The sequence below is a fragment of the Chelatococcus asaccharovorans genome, assembly GCF_003201475.1.
GTDB classification, from domain to species: domain Bacteria; phylum Pseudomonadota; class Alphaproteobacteria; order Rhizobiales; family Beijerinckiaceae; genus Chelatococcus; species Chelatococcus asaccharovorans.
Window position 1 is genome coordinate 120,158 of record NZ_QJJK01000004.1, and the last position, 19,906, is coordinate 140,063.

16 protein-coding genes are annotated in these 19,906 nt (G+C 65.0%); 12 read left to right on the plus strand and 4 right to left on the minus strand.

Translation table 11 applies throughout. The features are described 5' to 3' along the window. The first annotated feature begins 22 nt into the window (after positions 1-22). The gene (locus C7450_RS10495; RefSeq protein ID WP_110374403.1) at positions 23-2,227 is read left to right on the plus strand and encodes a 3-hydroxyacyl-CoA dehydrogenase NAD-binding domain-containing protein; all 2,205 of its coding nucleotides are present in this window, start codon (positions 23-25) and stop codon (positions 2,225-2,227) included. Positions 2,228-2,470: 243 nt separating this feature from the next. Here the strand turns inward: C7450_RS10495 and C7450_RS10500 are convergent, their stop codons facing one another. Beyond that, positions 2,471-6,052, minus strand: coding sequence for a PAS domain-containing hybrid sensor histidine kinase/response regulator (locus tag C7450_RS10500; RefSeq protein WP_110374404.1), 3,582 nt, complete (start codon positions 6,050-6,052; stop codon positions 2,471-2,473). A 553-nt stretch (positions 6,053-6,605) separates the two neighbouring features. Between C7450_RS10500 and mscL the strand changes: the two genes are divergently transcribed. Next, positions 6,606-7,028, plus strand: coding sequence for a large conductance mechanosensitive channel protein MscL (gene mscL / locus C7450_RS10510; RefSeq protein WP_110374710.1), 423 nt, complete (start codon positions 6,606-6,608; stop codon positions 7,026-7,028). A 31-nt stretch (positions 7,029-7,059) separates the two neighbouring features. On the opposite strand, the gene C7450_RS10515 is transcribed toward mscL, so the two are convergent. Further along, a complete protein-coding gene (locus C7450_RS10515) occupies positions 7,060-8,256 on the minus strand; it encodes a lytic murein transglycosylase (RefSeq protein ID WP_245449602.1) in 1,197 nt (398 codons plus the stop codon). A gap of 154 nt (positions 8,257-8,410) precedes the next feature. After that, on the minus strand, positions 8,411-9,274 hold the full coding sequence (gene purU / locus C7450_RS10520; protein ID WP_110374407.1) for a formyltetrahydrofolate deformylase: 864 nt from the start codon (positions 9,272-9,274) through the stop codon (positions 8,411-8,413). 348 nt (positions 9,275-9,622) lie between these two features. Between purU and C7450_RS10525 the strand changes: the two genes are divergently transcribed. The 10 genes from C7450_RS10525 to C7450_RS10570 all read left to right on the plus strand — a co-directional run bounded on the left by C7450_RS10525 (position 9,623) and on the right by C7450_RS10570 (position 18,417). Further along, entirely contained in the window at positions 9,623-10,237 is a 615-nt protein-coding gene (locus C7450_RS10525) for a ribonuclease D (RefSeq protein WP_110374408.1), read from the plus strand. 142 nt (positions 10,238-10,379) lie between these two features. Further along, a complete protein-coding gene (gene lptC / locus C7450_RS10530) occupies positions 10,380-11,063 on the plus strand; it encodes an LPS export ABC transporter periplasmic protein LptC (RefSeq protein ID WP_170147185.1) in 684 nt (227 codons plus the stop codon). Positions 11,064-11,073: 10 nt separating this feature from the next. Further along, positions 11,074-11,721 (plus strand): LptA/OstA family protein, encoded by a 648-nt coding sequence (locus C7450_RS10535; protein ID WP_170147186.1) that lies wholly within the window; start codon positions 11,074-11,076, stop codon positions 11,719-11,721. A gap of 27 nt (positions 11,722-11,748) precedes the next feature. Beyond that, the gene (lptB, locus tag C7450_RS10540) at positions 11,749-12,588 is read left to right on the plus strand and encodes an LPS export ABC transporter ATP-binding protein (RefSeq protein ID WP_210206420.1); all 840 of its coding nucleotides are present in this window, start codon (positions 11,749-11,751) and stop codon (positions 12,586-12,588) included. Between the two features lie 329 nt (positions 12,589-12,917). Continuing rightward, positions 12,918-14,465: an RNA polymerase factor sigma-54 gene (rpoN, locus tag C7450_RS10545; RefSeq protein ID WP_110374412.1), complete on the plus strand. Its 1,548-nt coding sequence runs from the start codon at positions 12,918-12,920 to the stop codon at positions 14,463-14,465. Positions 14,466-14,883: 418 nt separating this feature from the next. Continuing rightward, positions 14,884-15,348: a PTS IIA-like nitrogen regulatory protein PtsN gene (ptsN, locus tag C7450_RS10550; protein ID WP_110374413.1), complete on the plus strand. Its 465-nt coding sequence runs from the start codon at positions 14,884-14,886 to the stop codon at positions 15,346-15,348. A gap of 188 nt (positions 15,349-15,536) precedes the next feature. Further along, positions 15,537-16,154, plus strand: a complete 618-nt coding sequence (locus C7450_RS10555) for a flavin reductase family protein (RefSeq protein ID WP_110374414.1) — start codon at positions 15,537-15,539, stop codon at positions 16,152-16,154. Positions 16,155-16,282: 128 nt separating this feature from the next. Further along, positions 16,283-16,915, plus strand: a complete 633-nt coding sequence (locus tag C7450_RS10560; protein ID WP_110374415.1) for a MarC family protein — start codon at positions 16,283-16,285, stop codon at positions 16,913-16,915. A gap of 50 nt (positions 16,916-16,965) precedes the next feature. Then, positions 16,966-17,688, plus strand: a complete 723-nt coding sequence (locus C7450_RS10565) for a spermidine synthase (RefSeq protein ID WP_110374416.1) — start codon at positions 16,966-16,968, stop codon at positions 17,686-17,688. Between the two features lie 9 nt (positions 17,689-17,697). Further along, a complete protein-coding gene (locus tag C7450_RS10570) occupies positions 17,698-18,417 on the plus strand; it encodes a DUF2161 domain-containing phosphodiesterase (protein ID WP_110374417.1) in 720 nt (239 codons plus the stop codon). Here C7450_RS10570 and C7450_RS10575 read toward each other — a convergent pair. Next, entirely contained in the window at positions 18,396-19,901 is a 1,506-nt protein-coding gene (locus C7450_RS10575) for a M48 family metalloprotease (RefSeq protein WP_245449604.1), read from the minus strand. The two genes, C7450_RS10570 and C7450_RS10575, sit on opposite strands and share 22 nt — an antisense overlap. Between the last annotated feature and the right edge of the window lie 5 nt (positions 19,902-19,906).

Below are 19,906 nucleotides of genomic sequence, written 5' to 3' on the forward strand. Positions count from 1 at the left end.
ACGGCCGGATGGGAGATCGACCATGAATCTCGTGAACTTCCGTTTCGAGATCGACGCCGACGGCATCGCGCTCGCGACCTGGGACATGCCCGACCGCTCGATGAATGTCATCACCGCGGAGGTGATGGAGGAACTCTCCCTGATCGTCGACGGCGTTGCCGCTGACGAGGAGATCAAGGGTTGCGTCATCACCTCGGGCAAGGAGAGCTTCTCGGGGGGGGCGGACCTTGCCATGCTGCAAGAGCTCGGCCGCAACCATGCGCTGCTCAAGGCCGAGCGCGGCGAGACGGAGGCGATAGAGGCCTTCTTCGACCAGTCACGTCGGCTGTCGCAGCTTTACCGAAGGTTGGAGACCTGCAGAAAGCCCTTCGCCATCGCGATCCACGGTATCTGCCTCGGGGGCGCCTTCGAGCTCGCGCTGGCGTGTCACTACCGGGTTCTGTCCGATGCCGACGCCACGCGGGTCGGGCTGCCCGAGATCAAGGTCGGTCTCTTTCCCGGGGCCGGTGGCAGCCAGCGCTTGCCGCGGCTGATGCCCACGCCTGACGCGCTGCAGCTGATGGCGCGGGGCGAGCAATTGCGGCCAGGCGCCGCGAAGAAGCTCGGCATCGCCGGCGCGGTGGTGCCGCGCGAGCAGATCGTCGAGGCGGCCAGGGACTGGATCCGTCAGGGCGGCAAGGCGGTGGCTCCGTGGGACGAGCCGGGCTTCCGCCTGCCGTCCGGCAAGGTCTATTCGCCCGCCGGCATGCAGATCTGGCCCCCCGCCAATGCCATCTACCGCCGCGAGACCCAGGACAATTATCCCGCCGGGCGCGCCCTTCTGCAGGCCGTCTATGAGGGGCTGCAGTTGCCGATGGATCAGGCGCTGACCGTGGAGAGCCGCTATTTCGCGTCCATCCTGCGCTCGCCGGTGGCCGCCGCGATGATCCGCACGCTCTTCCTGTCAAAGCAGGAGCTCGACAAGGGCGCACGGCGGCCGAAGGAGATCCCGCCGGCCAAACCCGCGACCGTCGGCATCGTCGGGGCCGGCTTCATGGGCGCGGCCATCACCTATGTCGCGGCGCTGGCCGGCATCAAGGTGGTGCTCGTGGACCGGGACCAGGAAACCGCCGACAAGGGCAAGAGCCTGTCGCACAAGCTGATGACCGATCAGATCATGAAGGGTCGCGCCAAGATGGCCGATCGCGACCGGCTGCTTGGATTGATCACGGCAACTCCAGACTATACGGCGCTCGGGGCCTGCGATCTCGTCATCGAGGCGGTGTTCGAGGATCCGAAGGTCAAGGCCGAGGTGCTCGGGCGCATTGATGCGGTGCTGAGGGACGATGCCATCCTGGCCACCAACACCTCCACGCTGCCGGTGAGCGGCCTGGCCCGCGCCGTCACCCGGCCGGAGCGCTTCGTCGGCATCCACTTCTTCTCGCCGGTGGAAAAGATGCTCCTCGTCGAGGTCATTCGCGGCCAGGGGACGGGCGACCGCGCGCTCGCGGTGGCGCTCGACTTCGTGCGGGCGTTGAAGAAGACGCCGATCGTCGTCAATGACGCCCGCGGCTTCTACGCCAACCGCTGCGTGCTCGCCTATGTGCGCGAGGGGCATATCATGCTGGGCGAGGGCGTTCCCCCGGCGATGATCGAGAACGTGGCGAAACAGGCCGGCATGCCGGTCGGCCCGCTCGCCCTCAATGACGAGGTTGCGCTCGATCTCGCGCTCCGCATCGTCCGGGCGACCAAGGCGGAAGTCGGGAACGACGCCGTCGATCCCGCGCAGGAGGCGCTGCTCGTCGCCCTCGTCGAGGGCGAAGGCCGGCTGGGGCGCAAGAACCGCAAGGGCTTCTACGACTATCCGGAGAACGGGCCGAAACGCCTTTGGCCGGGGTTGCGCGCCTTCAAGCCGGTGTCGCAGGACCCCGAGAGCATCGACATCGCGGTGTTGAAGCAGCGCTTTCTGGTCGTGCAGGCTCTGGAGGCGGCCCGCGCCATCGAGGAAAGGGTGCTGACCGATCCGCGCGAGGGGGATGTCGGCGCCATTCTCGGCTTCGGCTTTGCGCCGTTCACGGGAGGGCCGCTCTCCTATATCGATGGCATGGGTGCTGCGACCTTCGTCGGATTGAGCGAGCGGCTGGCCGCCGCGCATGGGCCGCGTTTTGCGCCCTGCGATCTCCTCGTCGAGATGGCCCGCACCGGTGGCGCATTCTATGCCGAGGACGCGCGCAGCGCGGCGGCGTAGCGCGCCGGGCATAAGAGCGGCCGGTTTTCGGCAAGTTGTGCCGATTTCACACACGAACCAAGCGTCATTCCGGGGCGGGCCGAAAGGCCCGAACCCGGAACCCATGAACACAACGGGAGACACATAGAGCGCCGCATCCAACGCGTCTTCTTGTGCGACGCCATGTTCATGGTTTCCGGGCTCCTCGCTGACGCGAGGCCCCGGAATGACAGTGTCGCGAGTGCATCTCTTCCAAGAGAGAGGTCACTCGGCGGCGATGTCAGGCGTCGACTGCCAGTGCACGAACAGCGCCCTGAGCGCCGCCGGCTTCAGGGGCTTTTCCAGCACGTGGATGCCGGTCGCACGGGCACGTTCGCGCACTTCCGGGGAACGATCGGCGGTCACAAGCACGGCCGGCAAGGCTCGGCCGAGCCTGCGGCGCAGGGCCAGAATGGCGGCGATCCCCTCGCCGTCGTCAAGATGATAATCGGCCACGAGAACGGCCGGCACGAAGCCGTCGGCAACCAGCGCCTCGGCTTCGGCGAGGCCGGCGGCCGTGGCGACGCGGCAGCCCCAGCTCGAGAACAGGACCCGCATGCCGTCCGCCACCACCGGTTCGTTGTCGATGGCGAGGATGGACAGGTTCTCCAGGGTGCCAAAGCTCGGCGCCGTGATGTCCTGCGTCGGCGTGGTCGCTGGCACCTTGTCGGAGATCGGCAGCTCAACGGCGAACACGGAGCCGCGGCCAGGTACCGATTTAAGGGTGACGGCATGGCCGAGCACGCGCGCGATGCGCTCGACGATCGACAGACCGAGTCCGAGCCCGCGCGCCATATGCGCGGCGTCGAGGCGCTGGAACTCGCGGAAGATGATGCGGTGCTGGCTGGTGGGAATGCCGGGGCCGGTATCCCAGACCTCGATCCGTACCGTGCCGTGGCCGGTGCGCCGGCAGCCGACCAGCACCCGGCCGGCTGGGGTATATTTCACCGCGTTGGAGACGAAGTTCTGCAGGAGGCGCCGCATGAGGCGCCGGTCGGTGCGCACGGCGAGGGACGAGCGCACGACGGTCAACGCGATGCCCTTCTCCTCGGCCATGAGTTCGAATTCCCGCTGGATGGGTACCAGCAGGTCATCGATCCGGAAATTGGAGAGTTCGGCCTTGAGCGCACCGGCATCGAGCCGGGCTATATCGAGAAGGGCCGTCAGGATTTCCTCGACGGTGTCGAGCGAAGCCTGCACATTCTCGGCAAGCGATGGGTCGCCCTCCCGGCGGTCGCGTTCGGCAAGAGCGGTCGCATAGAGGCGGGCCGCGTTCAGCGGCTGCAGGATGTCGTGGCTGGCCGCCGCAAGGAAGCGGGTCTTCGACGCATTGGCATCCTCGGCCTCGCCCTTGGCGCGGGAGAGCTCCTGGTTCAGCCGCTCCAGCTCCTCCGTGCGCTCCTTCACGCGCCGTTCCAATGTCTCGTTGGCGCGGGCCAGCTCCTCCTCGGTTGCGACCGTGTCCGTGATATCCGCATAGGTTGTCACGATGCCGCCGTCAGGCAGGCGGTTGGAGCGGATCTCGATGACGTTGCCGGAGGGAAACAGCTTGAGGCGCACCGGCGCGCGGTCGCCCATCAGGCTTTCGATGCGCGCGGCCAAGAGTTGCTCCGGGTGACCGTCGCCATAGGCACCGCGCGCGATATTCGACCGGACGATCTCGTCGAGCCCGACGCCGACCCGCATGAGATAGGGGGGCAGGTTATAGATGTCGCAGAACGCCCGGTTCCACCCCATCAGGCGCAGGTCCTTGTCGAAGATCGTGATGCCCTGGCTCGCGTGATCGAGCCCATGCTGCAGCAGGTCGCGATTGTACTGGATGGCCGCCGAGGCGTCGTCCAGAAGCTTGAGCGCGGCCGAGGCCGACACATTGCGGCGCAGCAGCAGCGAGAGCACGAGGCGCGACGATGCCGCACCGATGGCCGATGCGAGCAGATGCTCTGTCTGGCGCAGGAGGTGCAGGTCGGCTTCACTGTCGTCGGAAAGCGGTGCGCCACGCGCTGTCGTGAAACTGGCAAAGGCGCGCTCGGCCCGCTCCGTCCCGAGATAGCGCGCCACGGTTGCGCGCAACTCCGCGACGCTGACGGCCGAACGGCGCAAGCGCAGGTTCTGCGTGAGCGCTGGCGTGCTGAGATGGTTCTTGCTGGTGAACACCTGCGCCTGCAATGTCTCCATCACAGAGGCGGGGCGCATGAAGGAAAAGCCGATATAGGCGGCGATATTGATGGCGAGGCTCCACAGCACGCCATGGGTAAGCTGGGGCAGGTCGGTGCCGAAGAGGGCCGTGGGTTTGAGGGCCGCTATGCCGAAGGGCCCCTCGGCGATCAGCGCCGCGGCAAGGCCCCCCGTTGGCGCCAGGCTTGGCAGAAGCAGCGTGTAAAGCCAGACGCCGAAACCCGCGACGAGGCCGGCACCGGCGCCGCGCGCCGTGCCGCGTCGCCAGAACAGGCCGCCGAAGAAGGCCGGGGCGATCTGCGCCACGGCCGCGAAGGACAGGAAGCCGATGGCTGCGAGCTGAGCCTCGCCCGCCATCCGGAAATAGGCGTAGCCGAAGAAGATGATGGTCACGATGGCGATACGCCGTGTCGTCAGCACGAATGTGCCGAGATCGCCCATCGTCCCTGCCGAATCCCGCATGGCGTTTTGCAGAAGGGAGCCGCGGTCCGCCCCGCGCTGGCGCAGCCAGCCGCGGCGGCGCAGCACGAAGGGCATGACGAGGTCGTTCGAGATCATGATGGCGAGCGCCACGGAATCGACGATCACCATGGCCGTTGCCGCCGACAGGCCGCCGATGAAGGCGATGAGGGCGATGCCGCCCGCGTTGACCGACAGGGGCAAGGCCAGCACGGTCATGTCGTGGTCGATGGTGCCGGGCTGGAACAGGAGCTGGCCGGCGGCGGCAAGCGGCACCACGAACAGGTTGATGAGAACGAGATAGAGCGGAAACAGCCAGGAGGCCGTGCGCACATCGCGCAGGTTGCGGTTTTCCACGATGGTCATGTGGAATTGGCGGGGCAGAAGCAGGGCGGCTATGCTCGACAGCAGAACCATGGTCAGGAATGGCAGGGGCGGCGAGGTGCCTTCCGTCACGCTGTGGGCGTGCTGCAGGCTGCCGATCCGGTTGAAGATGTCGGCCACCCCATCGAACATCCAATAGGAGACGAACAGCCCGACGGTGAGGAATGCGATGAGCTTGACCACCGATTCCGCAGCGATCGCCAGGACGAGACCGTTCTGCGGCCGGGTTGCGTCGATATGACGTGTGCCGAAGGCGACCGAGAAGGTCGCGAGCACGCAGGCGACGACGAAGGCGAGATCGCCGAAGATCATCGTTGAGGTCGACAGGCCGGTGATCCGGCTCGCTTCCAGAAAGGCCGTCAGCGAATTCGAGACGGCTTTCAGCTGCAGAGCGATATAGGGCACGGTGCCGACGACAGCGATCAGCGTCACGAAGGCCGCGATCCGATCATCCTTGCCGTAACGCGCCGCCACGAAATCGGCGATCGTGGTGATGTTCTGCGCCTTTGCCAGCCGCACGATATGCATGACCAGGCGGCTGCCGAGGCCGATGACGAGAATCGGACCGATGTAGATGGTGAGAAAGTCGAGCCCCGAACGCTCCGCCAGCCCAACCCCGCCGAAGAAGGTCCAGGAGGTGCAGTAGACCGCGAGCGCCAAGGCGTAGATGAGGGCGCCGGGGCGGCCGACCATAAGGCCTTTGCCGAACAGCGTGCCGGCACGCGCCACCGCGAAGAGGCCGCTGAGATAGACCAGCGCGGAGAGGACGACGGCCCAATCGGCAATCATGGGGCACCTTGCCGCCGACAGCCATCTGGCCGCCGACAGCCATCTGGCTGGCGAGAGCCATCTGGCTGGAAAGACGTCACGCCCGCAACGAGGGCGAGCGCTTGCCCGCCGACCGGGCGGCCGTCGTCATCTCCGCGCGTGACGCGGGCAGCATGAAGCTCAATCGGCATAGGATGCCTGCCGTCCTCCCCCAGACATCAAGGCACTCCACCATCCAGTTCCTGAAGTCCATGGACCGCGGCGGGGGCGAGGGCGTTTCGCGACCAAACGCCATCGCACACGGCTCTTTTCTGAAAGGAGAGTAGCGTCCGCTGTGAAAAACGGCAAATATCGGGCGATTCGTACGGTCCGTGAGCCGGAAACGCTCGCGAGGGCTATCCGGACAGGGGCAACCTGCCGCTGTTAAGGGGTGCGAAGAGATCGTGATGGCTCGCCATAACGGTGGCGCGTGTTCCGATCGAAACCATCGCCTCCGTCGTGAGGTTTCACCCGCAGGCAAGCATCGCCGGAACAGCTTTAAATCGACCAAACCAGGAAGGGTCTCGTTATGTCCATGATCAAGGAGTTTCGGGAATTTGCCCTCAAGGGCAACGTCATGGATCTCGCCATCGGTGTTATCATCGGCGCTGCGTTCAGCCGCATCGTCGAATCCCTCGTGAATGACCTCTTCAACCCTATCCTCGGTGCCATCACCGGTGGCGGCATCGATTTCGCAAACTACTTCATTCCGCTCAGCAGCAACGTCACAGCCACCTCCCTTGCTCAGGCGCGCGAACAGGGCGCGGTCCTGGCATGGGGCAATTTCGTGACCGTCGCCATCAACTTCCTGATCGTGGCCTGGATTCTCTTCCTCGTCGTCAAGGGCATCAACAGGCTGCGCCGCGAGGAGAAGGTGGAGCAGAAGGCGCCGGAAGCCCCGGCCGATGTGAAGCTCTTGACGGAAATCCGCGATCTTCTTGCCGCACAACGCCGATAGTCCGCCGCCCGACCCTTCCTTTCACGCCCTATCAATTGCGGCGCAGGGCCTCCAGCAGGTCCTGGGAGGGGTAGGAGTCTGCAGGCAGGCCAAACCGGCCCTGGGCCTCGCGAACCGCCGTGCGGGTCGCGGTGCCCAGTTTGCCGTCGATGGGGCCGGGATCCCAGCCTTTGGCCGAGAGCAACCTCTGAAGGTCATATGTGTCCTGGGCGTTGAGAGGCGTGACGCGTCCGCGGCCCCTGCTGATCGGCGGTGCGCCCGCGAGACGGTCGGCGAGATAGGCCGCTGTCGTCGCATAGACCAGCGACTGGTTCCATTTCAGGAACACCTGGAAATTGTCGTAGGCGAGGAAGGCCGGGCCGAGGCGTCCCATCGGCAGGTGGAGCGATGCCTCGCGCTCCTCTGCCGGGAGGGCGCTGCCGTTGGGCAGGGTCACGCCCCAGTTGGCCCACACGGATACAGGATGCTTGATGGCGAGGTCCGCCTGTTTCCAGTCCAGGGTGTCGGGGACGCGGACCTCGCGCAGCCAGGCCTCGCCGCGTCGCCAGCCCAGCGACGCCAGGAAATTGCCGGCCGAGGCGAGTGCATCCGCGCGGCTGCGCAAGAGGTCGCGCCGGCCATCCCCGTCCTCGTCCACCGCATATTTCAGATAATATGACGGCATGAACTGGAACTGGCCGAGTTCGCCTGCCCAGGCCCCGCGCATGTCGGCGGCCTTGAGATCACCGCGATCGATGATTTTCAGCGCGTCGATCAGCTCCGCACGGAACATCGCGGGGCGCCGGCAATCATAGGCGAGGGTCGCCAGCGAACGCAGCGTCGACATATTGCCCATTACCGCACCAAAGTCGGTCTCGAGGCCCCAGAACGCGACGATCACCGGCCCGGGCACGCCATAGGTTCTCGCGATATGATCGAAGGTGGCGGCTTCGCTTTTCAGGAAGCGCCCTCCGCGCAGGAGGCGGTCGGCCGATACCATGCGATCCGAGAACTGCAGGAAGCTTTGCTGGAACACGCCCTGCCCGCGGTCGCGGGCCACGATCTGGGGGTCGTAGGTGAGACCGTCGAGAGCTGCCAGTCCGCGCGGCGTGACGCCGGCCGCATGAGCCTCCGACTTCACGTCCGCAAGCCAGGCCTCGAAGGGCTGGCGCGTGGAGCACGGCGCCGCCCATGCGGAAGACAGGGTGGCTGCGGCCAGAAGCAGTGCTGTTGCAGTTGCCCGAAACATGGTCTTCATCCGTCCTCGACGCCTGGCGCGCATGGTGATGCACCGCGACAAAGGGATCCGCCGAGAGTGAGCACCCGCCGGCCCCGGGTCAAGCCGAGCCTCCGGTCACGGTGAACAGCAGTTGAGCGGGACGTTTCGGAAGCCTGCTTTGCTTTTAGGTGTCAAATACGACCGTCTTGCGGCCGTTGAGGATGACGCGGTCCTCCAGATGATAGCTCAGCGCGCGCGCCAGCACGCGGCGTTCGATATCGCGTCCCTTGCGAATGAGATCCTCGGGGAAATCCGCGTGAGTCACCCGCTCCACGTCTTGCGCGATGATCGGCCCTTCGTCGAGGTCGCCCGTGACGTAATGCGCCGTCGCGCCAATGACTTTGACGCCCCGTGCGTGGGCCTGGTGATAGGGCTTGGCGCCCTTGAAGCCCGGAAGGAAGGAATGGTGGATGTTGATGCAACGTCCGGCGAGCTTGGCCGCGAGGCCTTCCGACAGCACTTGCATGTAGCGGGCCAGCACGACAACGTCGCTCTCAGTCGACTGCACGAGCTCCCACAGGGCGTGCTCCTGCTCCAGCTTGGTGTCCCGCGTCACGGGAAGATAGTGAAAGGGGATCCCGTCGAAATCGTGGTGCGCGTAAGTGTCCCGCGGATGGTTGGCGACGATCGCCGCGATATCCATTGGCAACTCCTCGATGCGCCAGCGATAGAGGAGATCGGCGAGGCAATGGTCGAATTTCGAGACGAGGATCATGACGCGCCGCCTGGCCGCGGGGTCGCTCATGCGCCAATCCATGCCGAAGCGGTTGGCGATGGTCTGGAAGCCGTCTTCCAGCGCGGTGTGGCTTGGCTCGGAGGCTACGCGATCGAAAACCACACGCATGAAGAAGCGGCCGGTCTCGGTGTCATCGAACTGGTGGGCCTGGTTGATGTTGCATCCTGTTTCGAACAGGTAGGTCGAAACGGCCGAGACAATGCCGGGGCGGTTGATGCACGACAGGGTCAGCACATGATTGGCACGAGACATCGGGAGCTCCGGCGGCCTTGACGACTATGGTTCCGTGGCAGGGCGGCCCTGTGACAGGCCCCGCCGGCTTCATGCCGCCGGTCGCCCGAGAACGCAAGGGCCGGGAGCGAACGCAAGGGCAGGGAGCGCAGGAGCCGGGAGCCTTGGAGCCGGGAGCCTTGGAGCCGGGAGCCCTGCCGCGTCGCGACAGGGGGCGCCTGTGTCGTAATTGTGGCGATTGCTTGTCGCAGGCTGCCATCAAGTGCTACACCCAGCGCAGCTTTTCGACCCGAAAGGGCCGGGCCGGCGGAAGCTGGCCTTGCGGCTTGCCTGGTCGGATATTACCTGAAGTCCATGCCAAGGTGCTGAATGGCCATTCGTCTCAATCGCGGAGATCTTCCGCCAGGTCTTGATTTCGGCGCGTCCGTCGCGGTGGATACAGAGACGCTTGGGCTCAATCCGCATCGCGATCGGCTGTGTGTGGTCCAGCTCTCGCGTGGCGACGGGTCCGCCGAGGTGGTGCAGATTCTGCGCGACGGGCCGCCGCCGGAGAACCTGATCAAGCTTCTCGCGGATCCCCAGGTGCTGAAGATCTTTCATTTCGCCCGTTTCGATCTGGCGGTGCTGTTCCATCGGCTCGGCGTGATGCCGACGCCGGTCTATTGCACAAAGATCGCCTCGAAGCTCACGCGCACCTACACGGACCGCCACGGCCTCAAGGATCTTCTCAAGGAGCTCCTTTCCGTCGACATCTCGAAGCACCAGCAATCCTCGGATTGGGGTGCCGATACATTGACCGAGGCGCAGATCGCCTATGCCGCATCGGATGTCCTGCATCTCCACGCCGTCAAGGAGAAGCTGGATGCGTCGCTCGCCCGCGAGGGGCGGACCGATATTGCGGCTGCCTGTTTCGATTTTCTGCCGGCCCGCGCCCGGCTCGATCTTCTCGGCTGGGCGGAGGCTGATATTTTCGCGCATAGTTGAGCGGTCGGCTGGTTCTTGAACGCTGGCCGAGCCACAACTTTGCCACGGGTTTCCCTGATTGACTGGTTTCCCTGATCGAGGAGCACGATCCGGGGTAGGGGCCGTACGGGTTCAGGACACGATGGATCAACCGACTTTGAGGATGAAACCTGCTGCAGGCGCATCGCCCGGCGCCACCCTGAGGGGATCCAGCCGTGGTGGCTATGCCGCTGCGCTGCGCCATTCCGCGCGGGTGCGCTTCTTCAAGAAAGCCATTCCTCTCGGCGCGGCCGTGGCCGTGATCCTCGTACTCATCATTGGTATCTTTGATCCGTTCGGTCGTCTGCGTGGCCTGACGCTCGGCCCGATCAGCCTGTCCGGCACGAAGATCACGATGGATGCGCCGAAGCTCCGGGGGTATCGGGCGGGGTCGCGGCCCTACGAGATGACGGCAGCCTCCGCATCCCAGGATGCGCGCAAGCCCAATCTCGTGGAACTCAACGAAATCGTCGGGAAGGTGACGCTGGAGAACAACGGCCAGGCCCATATCGAGGCGACGACCGGCGTCTATGATTCCCAGACGGAGCTGCTGGAGCTCGCCGGACGGGTCAATGTGCGCACGGACACCGGCTACAGTGCCCATCTCACGACGGCCTCCGTCGATTTCAAAGGCGGTAAGGTTTCATCGGCCGAGCCGGTGAGGGTTGATATCGATGGAGGCTCGATTAAAGCGGACAAGCTTGATATCGATGACAATGGCAAGCATATCGTCTTCCAGGGGCGGGTGCAGGCCATCATGGAATCTGATAAGGCCCGATCGACCCCTCCTGCCCCAACGAACGATTGAGAGACGAGCCATGAAGTGTCGCTTCCTTTCGCATGTCGGCTTCGCCTTGGCTTTGCCGATCGCGATTGCGGCAGTTCAGCCCGCGGCCCTCGCCCAGAAAGCCACGCAGCAGCAGGGCCCGAAGAATTCGCCGCTCGGGGGTATCGGCTCCAACAACAAGGAGCCGATCAAGATCGATGCCGATCGTCTTGACATCTTCGATCGCGAGCAGCGCGCGACCTTCTCCGGCAATGTGGTGGCCGTTCAGGGCGACACGACGATGCGATGCTCGCTCCTCAACGTCTATTACGAGCAGAGCGCGATGGGTGGGGCAACCGGTGCGCAACGGCCTGCGCAACCCGCCGCGCAACCCGGTGGGGAGAACAGTAATATCCGCCGGCTCGACTGCAAGGGACCGGTGACGGTCGTCTCCAAGGAGCAGACGGCGACCGGTGAGAATGCCACCTATGACCGGGGGGATAACAAGGTCATCCTGACCGGGCGTGTGGCCTTGAGCCAGGGCCCGAACGTGCAGCAGTGCGATCGCGTCGTCTACAACCTGGACACCAGCATCGCCAATTGTGAATCCCGGCCGGGTGGCCGTGTACAGGGCGTCTTCGTGCCCGGGAGCGCTCAGCCTGGACAGCAACAGCCAGGTCAGCCGCGCTCCGGCCGCTGAATGGCGGCTGCGCCGCCCGGCGCCATAATGGATCAGGTCATGGATCAGCCAGTCGGCTCTCGCTACGCCGCTTCTTCACAGGCCTCATTCGGCGCCCCGCCATCCGTGGAGAGCGGCGAAGCCGTGCCGCGCCGCATCATGGGCAGCGGCATTCTCTCCGTGCATGGACTCGAGAAGAGCTATCGTGGCCGCACCGTCGTGCAGGATGCGACGCTCCATCTCAGCAATGGCGAGGCGGTTGGGTTGCTCGGGCCGAACGGCGCAGGCAAGACAACGATCTTCTACATGATTACCGGGCTGGTGGGCGCCGATCGGGGTATGATCAGCCTCGACGGTCACGATATCACGCACCTGCCGATGTACCGGCGGGCCCGTCTCGGCATCGGCTATCTCCCGCAGGAGGCTTCGATTTTCCGCGGCCTGAGCGTCGAGGACAACATCCGGGCCGTTCTCGAAGTGGTGGAGCCGGACCGCAAGGCGCGTGAATACAAGCTCGACGAACTGCTCGAGGAGTTCGATATCGCGCGGCTGCGCAAGTCGCCCTCGATCGCACTGTCGGGCGGCGAGCGGCGGCGCTGCGAGATCGCGCGCGCTCTCGCCGGCAATCCGTCGTTCATGCTTCTCGATGAGCCCTTTGCGGGCATCGATCCCATCGCAGTCGGCGACATTCAGAATCTCGTGCGTCACCTGACCCGGCGTGGCATCGGGGTGCTCATCACCGACCATAACGTGCGCGAGACACTCGGGCTGATCGACCGAGCCTATATCATCCATTCCGGCCGCGTGCTCACCGAGGGTACGCCAAACGAGATCATCGCGGATCAGGACGTCCGCCGGTTGTATCTCGGGGAAGATTTTCACCTGTAATTATTTCGGGCTACGCATCGCGTTCGCGAGCAGGCGGGCCAAGCTGCTCAATCCATGAGCATTTTGCTGTTTTACCATCACGCCGGATTGCCGCGTGACCGCATTCAGCACGCGCATTGCGCCTTTGACGCCACGCCCACAACCAGATAGAGATTGAACGCAAGAATTGTGCCGAATGCCGCCTTATGCTGTCTCTCCGTGCGCGCGAAGCCATCCGGGATGCAGGAAAAGACGGCATGGATGGCAAGCCGGAGGCATGTGCGCGACGCCGAGGTGGGGGCACTTTAGCGTGGCGTGTTCCGGCCATCGGCTGAGGGTGGGCGTCGGCAATGGCTCTATCTCACAGACTGGAACTGCGCCAGGGTCAGTCCTTGGTCATGACACCGCAGCTGCTGCAAGCGATCAAGCTGCTGCAGCTGTCGCATTTCGAGCTCATGGCCCATGTGGAGGCGGAACTCGAGACCAATCCTCTTCTGGAGCGGGGTGGTGACGGGGCCGAGGACGGTTTCGAAGGGGCGGATGAGAGGCCCGACGACCTGCGCGAACCGGCGCCCCTCTCAGCCGACACTCCGGTCGATCCCGCCGACTGGGGCCAGCCTGACAGCGGGCTGCAGCGCGAGACGATCGAGGCGGATTTCGGCACGACCCTCGACAATGTCTTTCAGGATGAACCGCCGTCGCGCGTCGTAGAAGCGCAAGGCGGGGACGAGTTGCCGGTGTCGTCGTCGCTCTGGAGCGGCGTCGGGGGCGGCGGCTTCGACGATGACACGGATTTCATGGCGACGCTTGTCGCCGACGAAACCCTCCATGGCCACCTCGAAGCCCAACTCGATCTTGCAACGACGGATCCCGTCACGCAGTTGATCGGCCGCTTCCTGATCGATGCCATCGACGAGGCAGGCTATCTGTCCGAGGATCTGGGCGCGATCGCCGAGCGCCTTGACGTCAGTGTCGCACGGGTCGAACTTGTCCTGAAGCTCGTCCAGGGGTTCGAGCCGTCCGGCGTGGGCGCGCGCAACCTTGCGGAATGCCTCGCGATCCAGCTCCGGGAGCTCGACCGCTTCGATCCGGCGATGGAGGCGCTCGTCGCCCATCTGCCGCTCGTCGCGCGCCGCGATTTCCCAGCCCTCAAGCGCATCTGCGGGGTGGATGACGAGGATCTCGCCGACATGCTGGCGGAAATCCGTCAGCTCGACCCGAAACCCGGGCGCGCCTTCGGGTCTACGCCGGTTCAGTCGCTGGTGCCGGATGTCTTCGTGCGGACTGCGCCTGACGGCAGTTGGCTCATCGACCTCAACCCGGAGACACTGCCGCGGGTGCTCGTCAACCAGAGCTACCATGCCAAGGTGGCCCGCCACGCGCGGAATGAAACGGAAAAGGCCTATATCGCCGATTGTCTGCAGAATGCGACATGGCTGCAGCGCAGCCTCGAGCAGCGCGCCAAGACCATTCTGAAGGTCGCCTCAGAGATCGTGCGCCAGCAGGACGGCTTTTTCGCCTACGGCGCCGAGCACCTCAGGCCGCTGAATCTGAAGACGGTGGCGGATGCCATCGGCCTGCACGAATCCACGGTATCCCGCGTGACATCGAACAAGGCGATCGGCACGAGCCGGGGCGTCTTCGCGATGAAATATTTCTTCTCGGCGGCCATCGCGGGGGTGACAGGTGCCGAGAGCCACTCGGCGGAAGCCGTTCGCCATCGGATCAAGCAGATGATCGATCAGGAAACGCTGCGCGACATTCTGTCCGATGATGCTATCGTACAGAAGTTGCGTGACAGTGGCATCGATATTGCTCGGAGGACGGTCGCCAAATATCGCGAATCGCTGCGCATCCCATCCTCCGTCGAACGCCGCAGAATGAATCAGCGAGCCTGACCACGGGAACCGGCGCATCTATACCTTTGGGCGCCTTGACAGATCCGAGGGAGTTTTCAAGGTGTCGTCCGCACGCCCGTTGCAATGGATAACAAAGGCCCACGACGCGATCGCCCCCGGCCAGGCAGGGAGGAACAGATGGATTTGCGGCTTTTCCACGATCAGCATTCCGCCTTCTTGTGCTGCATTTCCAACGTTCTTGCTGATCGGGTAGGCAGCGCTGGCCCCTATCCAGCGATCGACTGCTCCCATCCCCCCTAGCGGCGGACCTCGCAACATCGTATATCGTCGTGACGAGGAGCTCCGGGGATACCCGCCCGGGCCATGTTTCGAGGGGCAAGCCTGACGTCGTATCGGCCTTGACGGCCGCTTCATAACGATCTCGCGGGGGCGGCCTTTGCCGCACGTACTCAAGACGATGGCTCTGATCGATATCATCTCTCCTAACGCTGTTTTGCCCTCTCTCAAGGTCAACGGCAAAAAGCAGGCGCTCCAGGAGGTGGCCAGCCAGGCTGCCCGCCTTCTCAAACTCGATGATCGCGAGATCTTCGAGGCGCTGCTGCAGCGCGAGCGGCTGGGGTCCACCGGCATCGGCGACGGCATCGCCATCCCGCACGGAAAGCTCGCCCATGTCGACCGGCTGTTCGGGCTGATGGCGAGGCTGGAGCGGCCGATCGATTTCGAGGCGCTCGACGGCCAGCCCGTCGATATCATCTTCCTGCTGCTGGCGCCCGAGACCGCGGGTGCGGATCACCTGAAGGCGCTGGCCCGTATTGCCCGCCTGTTGCGCGAGCCGGGCCTCGTTGACAGCATACGCGCCACGCGGGACGCGTCGGCGCTCTACGCCCTGATCACCCAGAGCGCGGTGTCCCATCCGGCCTAAAGCAAGTCCGTCTGCTGCGGACTTGGCAACGCTTAAAAATTGACGAGCAAATTCACCGGCGTAGATGGTGCCAGACGATTCCATCCAAACCTGAAATGCTCCAGGTCTTTGTTTCTACGCATTGTCTTCGCGCGAACCGGTGTCCACTTCGCGCGAAAATGCTCTAGCGTCAAGGCGAAGAGGATTGCATGTATTTCTACCAGCCATCCAAGGGGCACGGTCTGCCGCATGATCCCTTCAACGCCATCATCGGCCCCCGTCCCATTGGCTGGATTTCATCCCGCGCACCGGACGGCGTGCTGAACCTCGCTCCCTACAGCTTCTTCAACGCCTTCAACTACCGGCCGCCGATCATCGGCTTCGCCAGCACGGGCTGGAAGGACAGCGTGCGCAATATCGCCGAGACGGGCGAATTCGTCTGGAACCTCGCCACGCGCCCCTTGGCGGAGGCCATGAATATCACGTCGACGACTTTGCCGCCGTCGGTGGATGAATTCGCGCTGGCCGGGCTGACCCCGGAGCCAAGCACGGTGGTCGGCGTGCCGCGGGTCGCGGAAAGCCCTGTCGCCATGGAATGCATCAAGATCGACATCATCCGCTTGAAATCCGCCGCCGGCGACCCCGTCGACAGCTGGCTGACCCTCGGGGAAGTCGTTGGTGTCCATATCGACGAGGCGCTCCTCAAGGACGGCGTCTATGATACGGCCGCCGCCTTCCCCATCCTGCGGGCCGGCGGGGTGGGTGGCTATGCGCAGATCTCCCCCGAAGTCATGTTCGAGATGGTGCGGCCTGACGCGCGCCGATAAATCTCCCTGATGTTTCCGGCGATCGCATTGAGCCCGATTTATATTCAGGTCATCTGCTGTTACAGATTTCAGGGCTCCCAGCGCATCTGAGGCGGCGGGCCATTGTCCAAGCTGCCACGGGGCCGCGCATGCTCACTGATCAGGTGCTGTTCATCACCCAGCTCGTCACGCTGTGGGCTGTGCTCGACCCCATCAGCCATTTGCCGCTGTTCATGGGCGCAACGACAAGCCTGACCGAGGGGGAAAGGCGCCGCGCGGCGGTGATCGCCGTGCTGCTGGCCTTTGTCATTCTCGCAATCTTCGGCTTCTGCGGACAGTTTCTGCTCCATGCCATGGGCATCTCGCTGCTCTCCTTCCAGATTGCCGGCGGCATTGTCCTTTTCCTGTTCGCTGTTTCCATGGTGCTCGGCGAGACAAAGCATATGCCACCCTCCGTGCCGACCGGGGAGAGGGTCATGGAGGTTGCCGTCTATCCCCTGGCCACGCCGATCATCGCCGGCCCGGGCGCGATGCTCACCATCGTTCTCCTCATGGACAACAACCGTTACTCGCGGGCCGAACAGCTCGTCACGTTCTCGGCCTTGGCGACCGTTCTCGTGGGGCTTCTCGCCATCTTCCTGCTGGGGGGCATCCTGATGCGCGTGCTCGGCACCGGCTTGACCCATCTGCTCAGGCGGACGATGGGGCTTGTTCTGGCGGCGCTTGCCGTCAATCTCGTTCTGAGTGCCGCGGCAACCTGGCTGAAACTGCCGGAGATATAGGGTATAGGGGCCGTTGTTCCGCCCGCTTGCCGCCCGATAGATCGCCGCCCATGTTGCCCTGGATCACCCTTGATACCGCCAAAATTCCCGACGCCGGCGTTGCCGGTGGCGAAGGAGAACTGCGCCTCAAGCAGCGTGGCCAGGAATTCTCCATCATGCTCGGCACGAACGAGCTGATGAACAGCCGGCTCAGCGGCTCCGAGGAGGCCCTCGCAAACCTCGGTTGCGTGCGCATCGCCGGTCGCGCGCGGCCGGATGTCCTCATCGGCGGGCTCGGCATGGGCTTCACCTTGCGGGCTGCCCTCGCGGCGCTGGGCGCGGACGCACGGGTCACCGTCGCGGAGCTCGTTCCGGCCGTCGTTGCCTGGGCGCGGGGACCCATGGCCGGTCTCTTCGCCGGCTCGCTGGAAGACCCGCGTGTGACCATACGCGAGGCGGATGTCGGGCGTGTCATGGGAGAGCGAGCAGCATCCTTCGACGCCATCCTGCTCGATGTGGACAATGGCCCGGAGGGATTGACCGCGGAGGCCAACGACAGCCTCTATTCGACGGCCGGCCTTGGGATGGCCCGGGCGGCGCTGCGCCCGGGTGGCGTCTTCGCGGTGTGGTCCGCGGCGCCCGATGCCGCTTTTGCCAAGCGGCTGAAGGGGGTGGGCTTTTCTGTCGAGGAGGTCCGGGTGCGCGCCAATCGCGGGCGCTCCGGGACGCGGCACGTCATCTGGCTCGCCGTCAAGGGCGGCGGCGGTGATGCGCCGCTACCCCGATCGCGCTGAGGCGGTCCGTTGGAGACTGCACTCTACCTGCCGGTCAAACGGTTCCTCGAGGGGCTGGGCTTCGCTGTCAAAGGTGAAATCGGCGGCTGTGACATCGTCGCGCTCAAGGAGGGCGAGCCGCCGCTCGTCGTCATCGGCGAAATGAAGCTGAGCTTCAATCTCGAGCTCGTCCTGCAGGCCGTCGATCGCGCCGCGGCCTGCGACGAGGTGTGGCTCGCAGCCCCGCTCTCGGTGCGCGGCAGGGGGCGCGAAAGCGATGCCCGCTTCCGCCAGCTCTGCCGCCGGTTGGGCTTCGGCATGCTGGGCGTGTCTGCCGGTGGGGACGTTTCTGTGCTCGTGAGCCCTGAGGCACCGATGCCGCGCAGGGACCCGCGCCGGCGTTCGCGCCTCGTGGCCGAACATCGCAAGCGTCTTGGCGACCCGGCATCAGGAGGTGGCTCGCGCGCGCCGATCATGACGGCCTACCGGCAGCAGGCCCTCCTCTGCGCGGGTGCGCTCGCCGCGGGCCCGCGCAGGCCGCGTGATCTGCGGCCGCTTGCCCCCGACGCGGCCAAAATCCTGCGGCGCAATGTCTATGGCTGGTTCGTCCGCGCCGAACGTGGCATCTATGCGCTCACCGAGGCTGGCCATGCAGCGCTTGCGCGCTGGCCGCAGGCGGACGACGCCGGTTCACGCCACGGGTTGGATGTGATTGCCACCGCTGCCGATCATTCCACGACCACCTTGTAGCTTTCACCCGTGGCCAAAGGGGTCGATGGATCTAGCCCGTTCAGGATGCGGAAGCGTTCCACGCGGGCATTGGCGATCGCCATGCGGGCTGCCAGCATATCGGGCGTGTCACCGGGGCCCGCCTTGACAAGAGCAAGCCGCAGCGGCCGCACCGCGTGGATCTCGCTGTCGGAGAGACGACGCAGGCTGTTCAGGGTTTCGGTGAAGGCCGGGCCACTGGCGTTGTCCCGGTCACGCGAGGCCAGCACCAGGCGGTAGATCGAGTTGCCGACCCGCACCACGGCCAGATGAAAGCGCCAATCATTGCTGGCTGCCGTCGCCGTGGCCGCGGGAAGGCCATTCACCGTCAAAGGCTGGATGCTGGCGGGATCGACCTTCTCGATCCAGCCCGAGCGCAGGAAATCCTCGAGTGAATCGATGCCGCCGGCTTCGACGGCATCGAGCCGAAAGGCGGATTCGCCGTTGCGGGAGACACCGAGCACGGCCTGGGCCGTATTGTCGATGGAGTAGCCCTCGGGCGCGACAAAGGTGATGCCGAGCCGGGGATGAATAAAGGCGCGGCCGCGCACCACCCCGTCGGCCGGGTCATCGCCATAGGCAATGCCGTCGATGGCTGCGAGATATTCAGCACGGTTACGTTCGCCCAGACCGGGTGCCGCGATGCTGCGGGCGGTGGCGAGCGCCTGGGATATACGTTCCGGCGTGCTGGGATGCGTTGCCAGGAAGTTGGACGCCTGCGGCTGACGGCCTGCTGAATTGCGGCCGAGCGATGCGAGGAACCGCGAAGAGCCGTAGGGATCATAGCCGGCGCGCGCCATGGTCCGGATACCGATGCGGTCGGCCTCCAGTTCCTGCCCGCGCGAAAAGCCGGCGATCGTGCGCTGCGACTGGTTGGTGACGGTCTCGCTGTCGGCGGGATTGTTGAGCACTTCGGAAACGACGCGGCTGACCAGGGCCGATTTCTCGGCTAGCTCTGCGCGGGCGCTGGCGTGTTTGGCCGTGACATGGGCGATCTCATGCGCCAGAACGCCGGCGAGCTCCGAATCGTCGTTGGCGAGCGCGAGGAGACCGCGCGTGACATAGATATTGCCTGTCGGCAGCGCGAAGGCATTGACCGTCGGCGAGTTCAAGAGGGTGACCCGGTATCCCTCGGTCGGGGTGTCCGTCGCTGCCACGAGCTTCGCGACGATGGTTTTCAGCCGCGCCTCGGCGGCAGGCCAGCGGTAGCTGCCGCCAAGCGATGCGACAAGGCGCTGATGTTCGCGATCGGCCGCGCGCTCGACCCCCGTGACCCTCGGGGCTGCCGGCGGCAGGGGCGCGGATGCCGGCAGCTTGCTGGTCTCGGTGGCGCAGCTTGCGAGCAAAAAGGCGCTCGCCAAGACGCCGATAGAGCGCACCGCCACGCGGCGCGGGGTATCCCGCTCCGCCTGGGCATGCGGCGATCGCCCGTCAGCCACTTCAGCCCGCATCTTTCGTTTCGTCACGCCAC

What these genes read in the sequence shown, in the direction of transcription:
- C7450_RS10495 (WP_110374403.1), top strand. Translation starts at nt 23, where the DNA reads ATGAATCTCGTGAACTTCCGTTTCGAGATCGACGCCGACGGCATCGCG.
- C7450_RS10500 (WP_110374404.1), bottom strand. Translation starts at nt 6,052, where the DNA reads ATGATTGCCGATTGGGCCGTCGTCCTCTCCGCGCTGGTCTATCTCAGC.
- mscL (WP_110374710.1), top strand. Translation starts at nt 6,606, where the DNA reads ATGATCAAGGAGTTTCGGGAATTTGCCCTCAAGGGCAACGTCATGGAT.
- C7450_RS10515 (WP_245449602.1), bottom strand. Translation starts at nt 8,256, where the DNA reads ATGTTTCGGGCAACTGCAACAGCACTGCTTCTGGCCGCAGCCACCCTG.
- purU (WP_110374407.1), bottom strand. Translation starts at nt 9,274, where the DNA reads ATGTCTCGTGCCAATCATGTGCTGACCCTGTCGTGCATCAACCGCCCC.
- C7450_RS10525 (WP_110374408.1), top strand. Translation starts at nt 9,623, where the DNA reads ATGGCCATTCGTCTCAATCGCGGAGATCTTCCGCCAGGTCTTGATTTC.
- lptC (WP_170147185.1), top strand. Translation starts at nt 10,380, where the DNA reads ATGAAACCTGCTGCAGGCGCATCGCCCGGCGCCACCCTGAGGGGATCC.
- C7450_RS10535 (WP_170147186.1), top strand. Translation starts at nt 11,074, where the DNA reads ATGAAGTGTCGCTTCCTTTCGCATGTCGGCTTCGCCTTGGCTTTGCCG.
- lptB (WP_210206420.1), top strand. Translation starts at nt 11,749, where the DNA reads ATGGATCAGGTCATGGATCAGCCAGTCGGCTCTCGCTACGCCGCTTCT.
- rpoN (WP_110374412.1), top strand. Translation starts at nt 12,918, where the DNA reads ATGGCTCTATCTCACAGACTGGAACTGCGCCAGGGTCAGTCCTTGGTC.
- ptsN (WP_110374413.1), top strand. Translation starts at nt 14,884, where the DNA reads ATGGCTCTGATCGATATCATCTCTCCTAACGCTGTTTTGCCCTCTCTC.
- C7450_RS10555 (WP_110374414.1), top strand. Translation starts at nt 15,537, where the DNA reads ATGTATTTCTACCAGCCATCCAAGGGGCACGGTCTGCCGCATGATCCC.
- C7450_RS10560 (WP_110374415.1), top strand. Translation starts at nt 16,283, where the DNA reads ATGCTCACTGATCAGGTGCTGTTCATCACCCAGCTCGTCACGCTGTGG.
- C7450_RS10565 (WP_110374416.1), top strand. Translation starts at nt 16,966, where the DNA reads ATGTTGCCCTGGATCACCCTTGATACCGCCAAAATTCCCGACGCCGGC.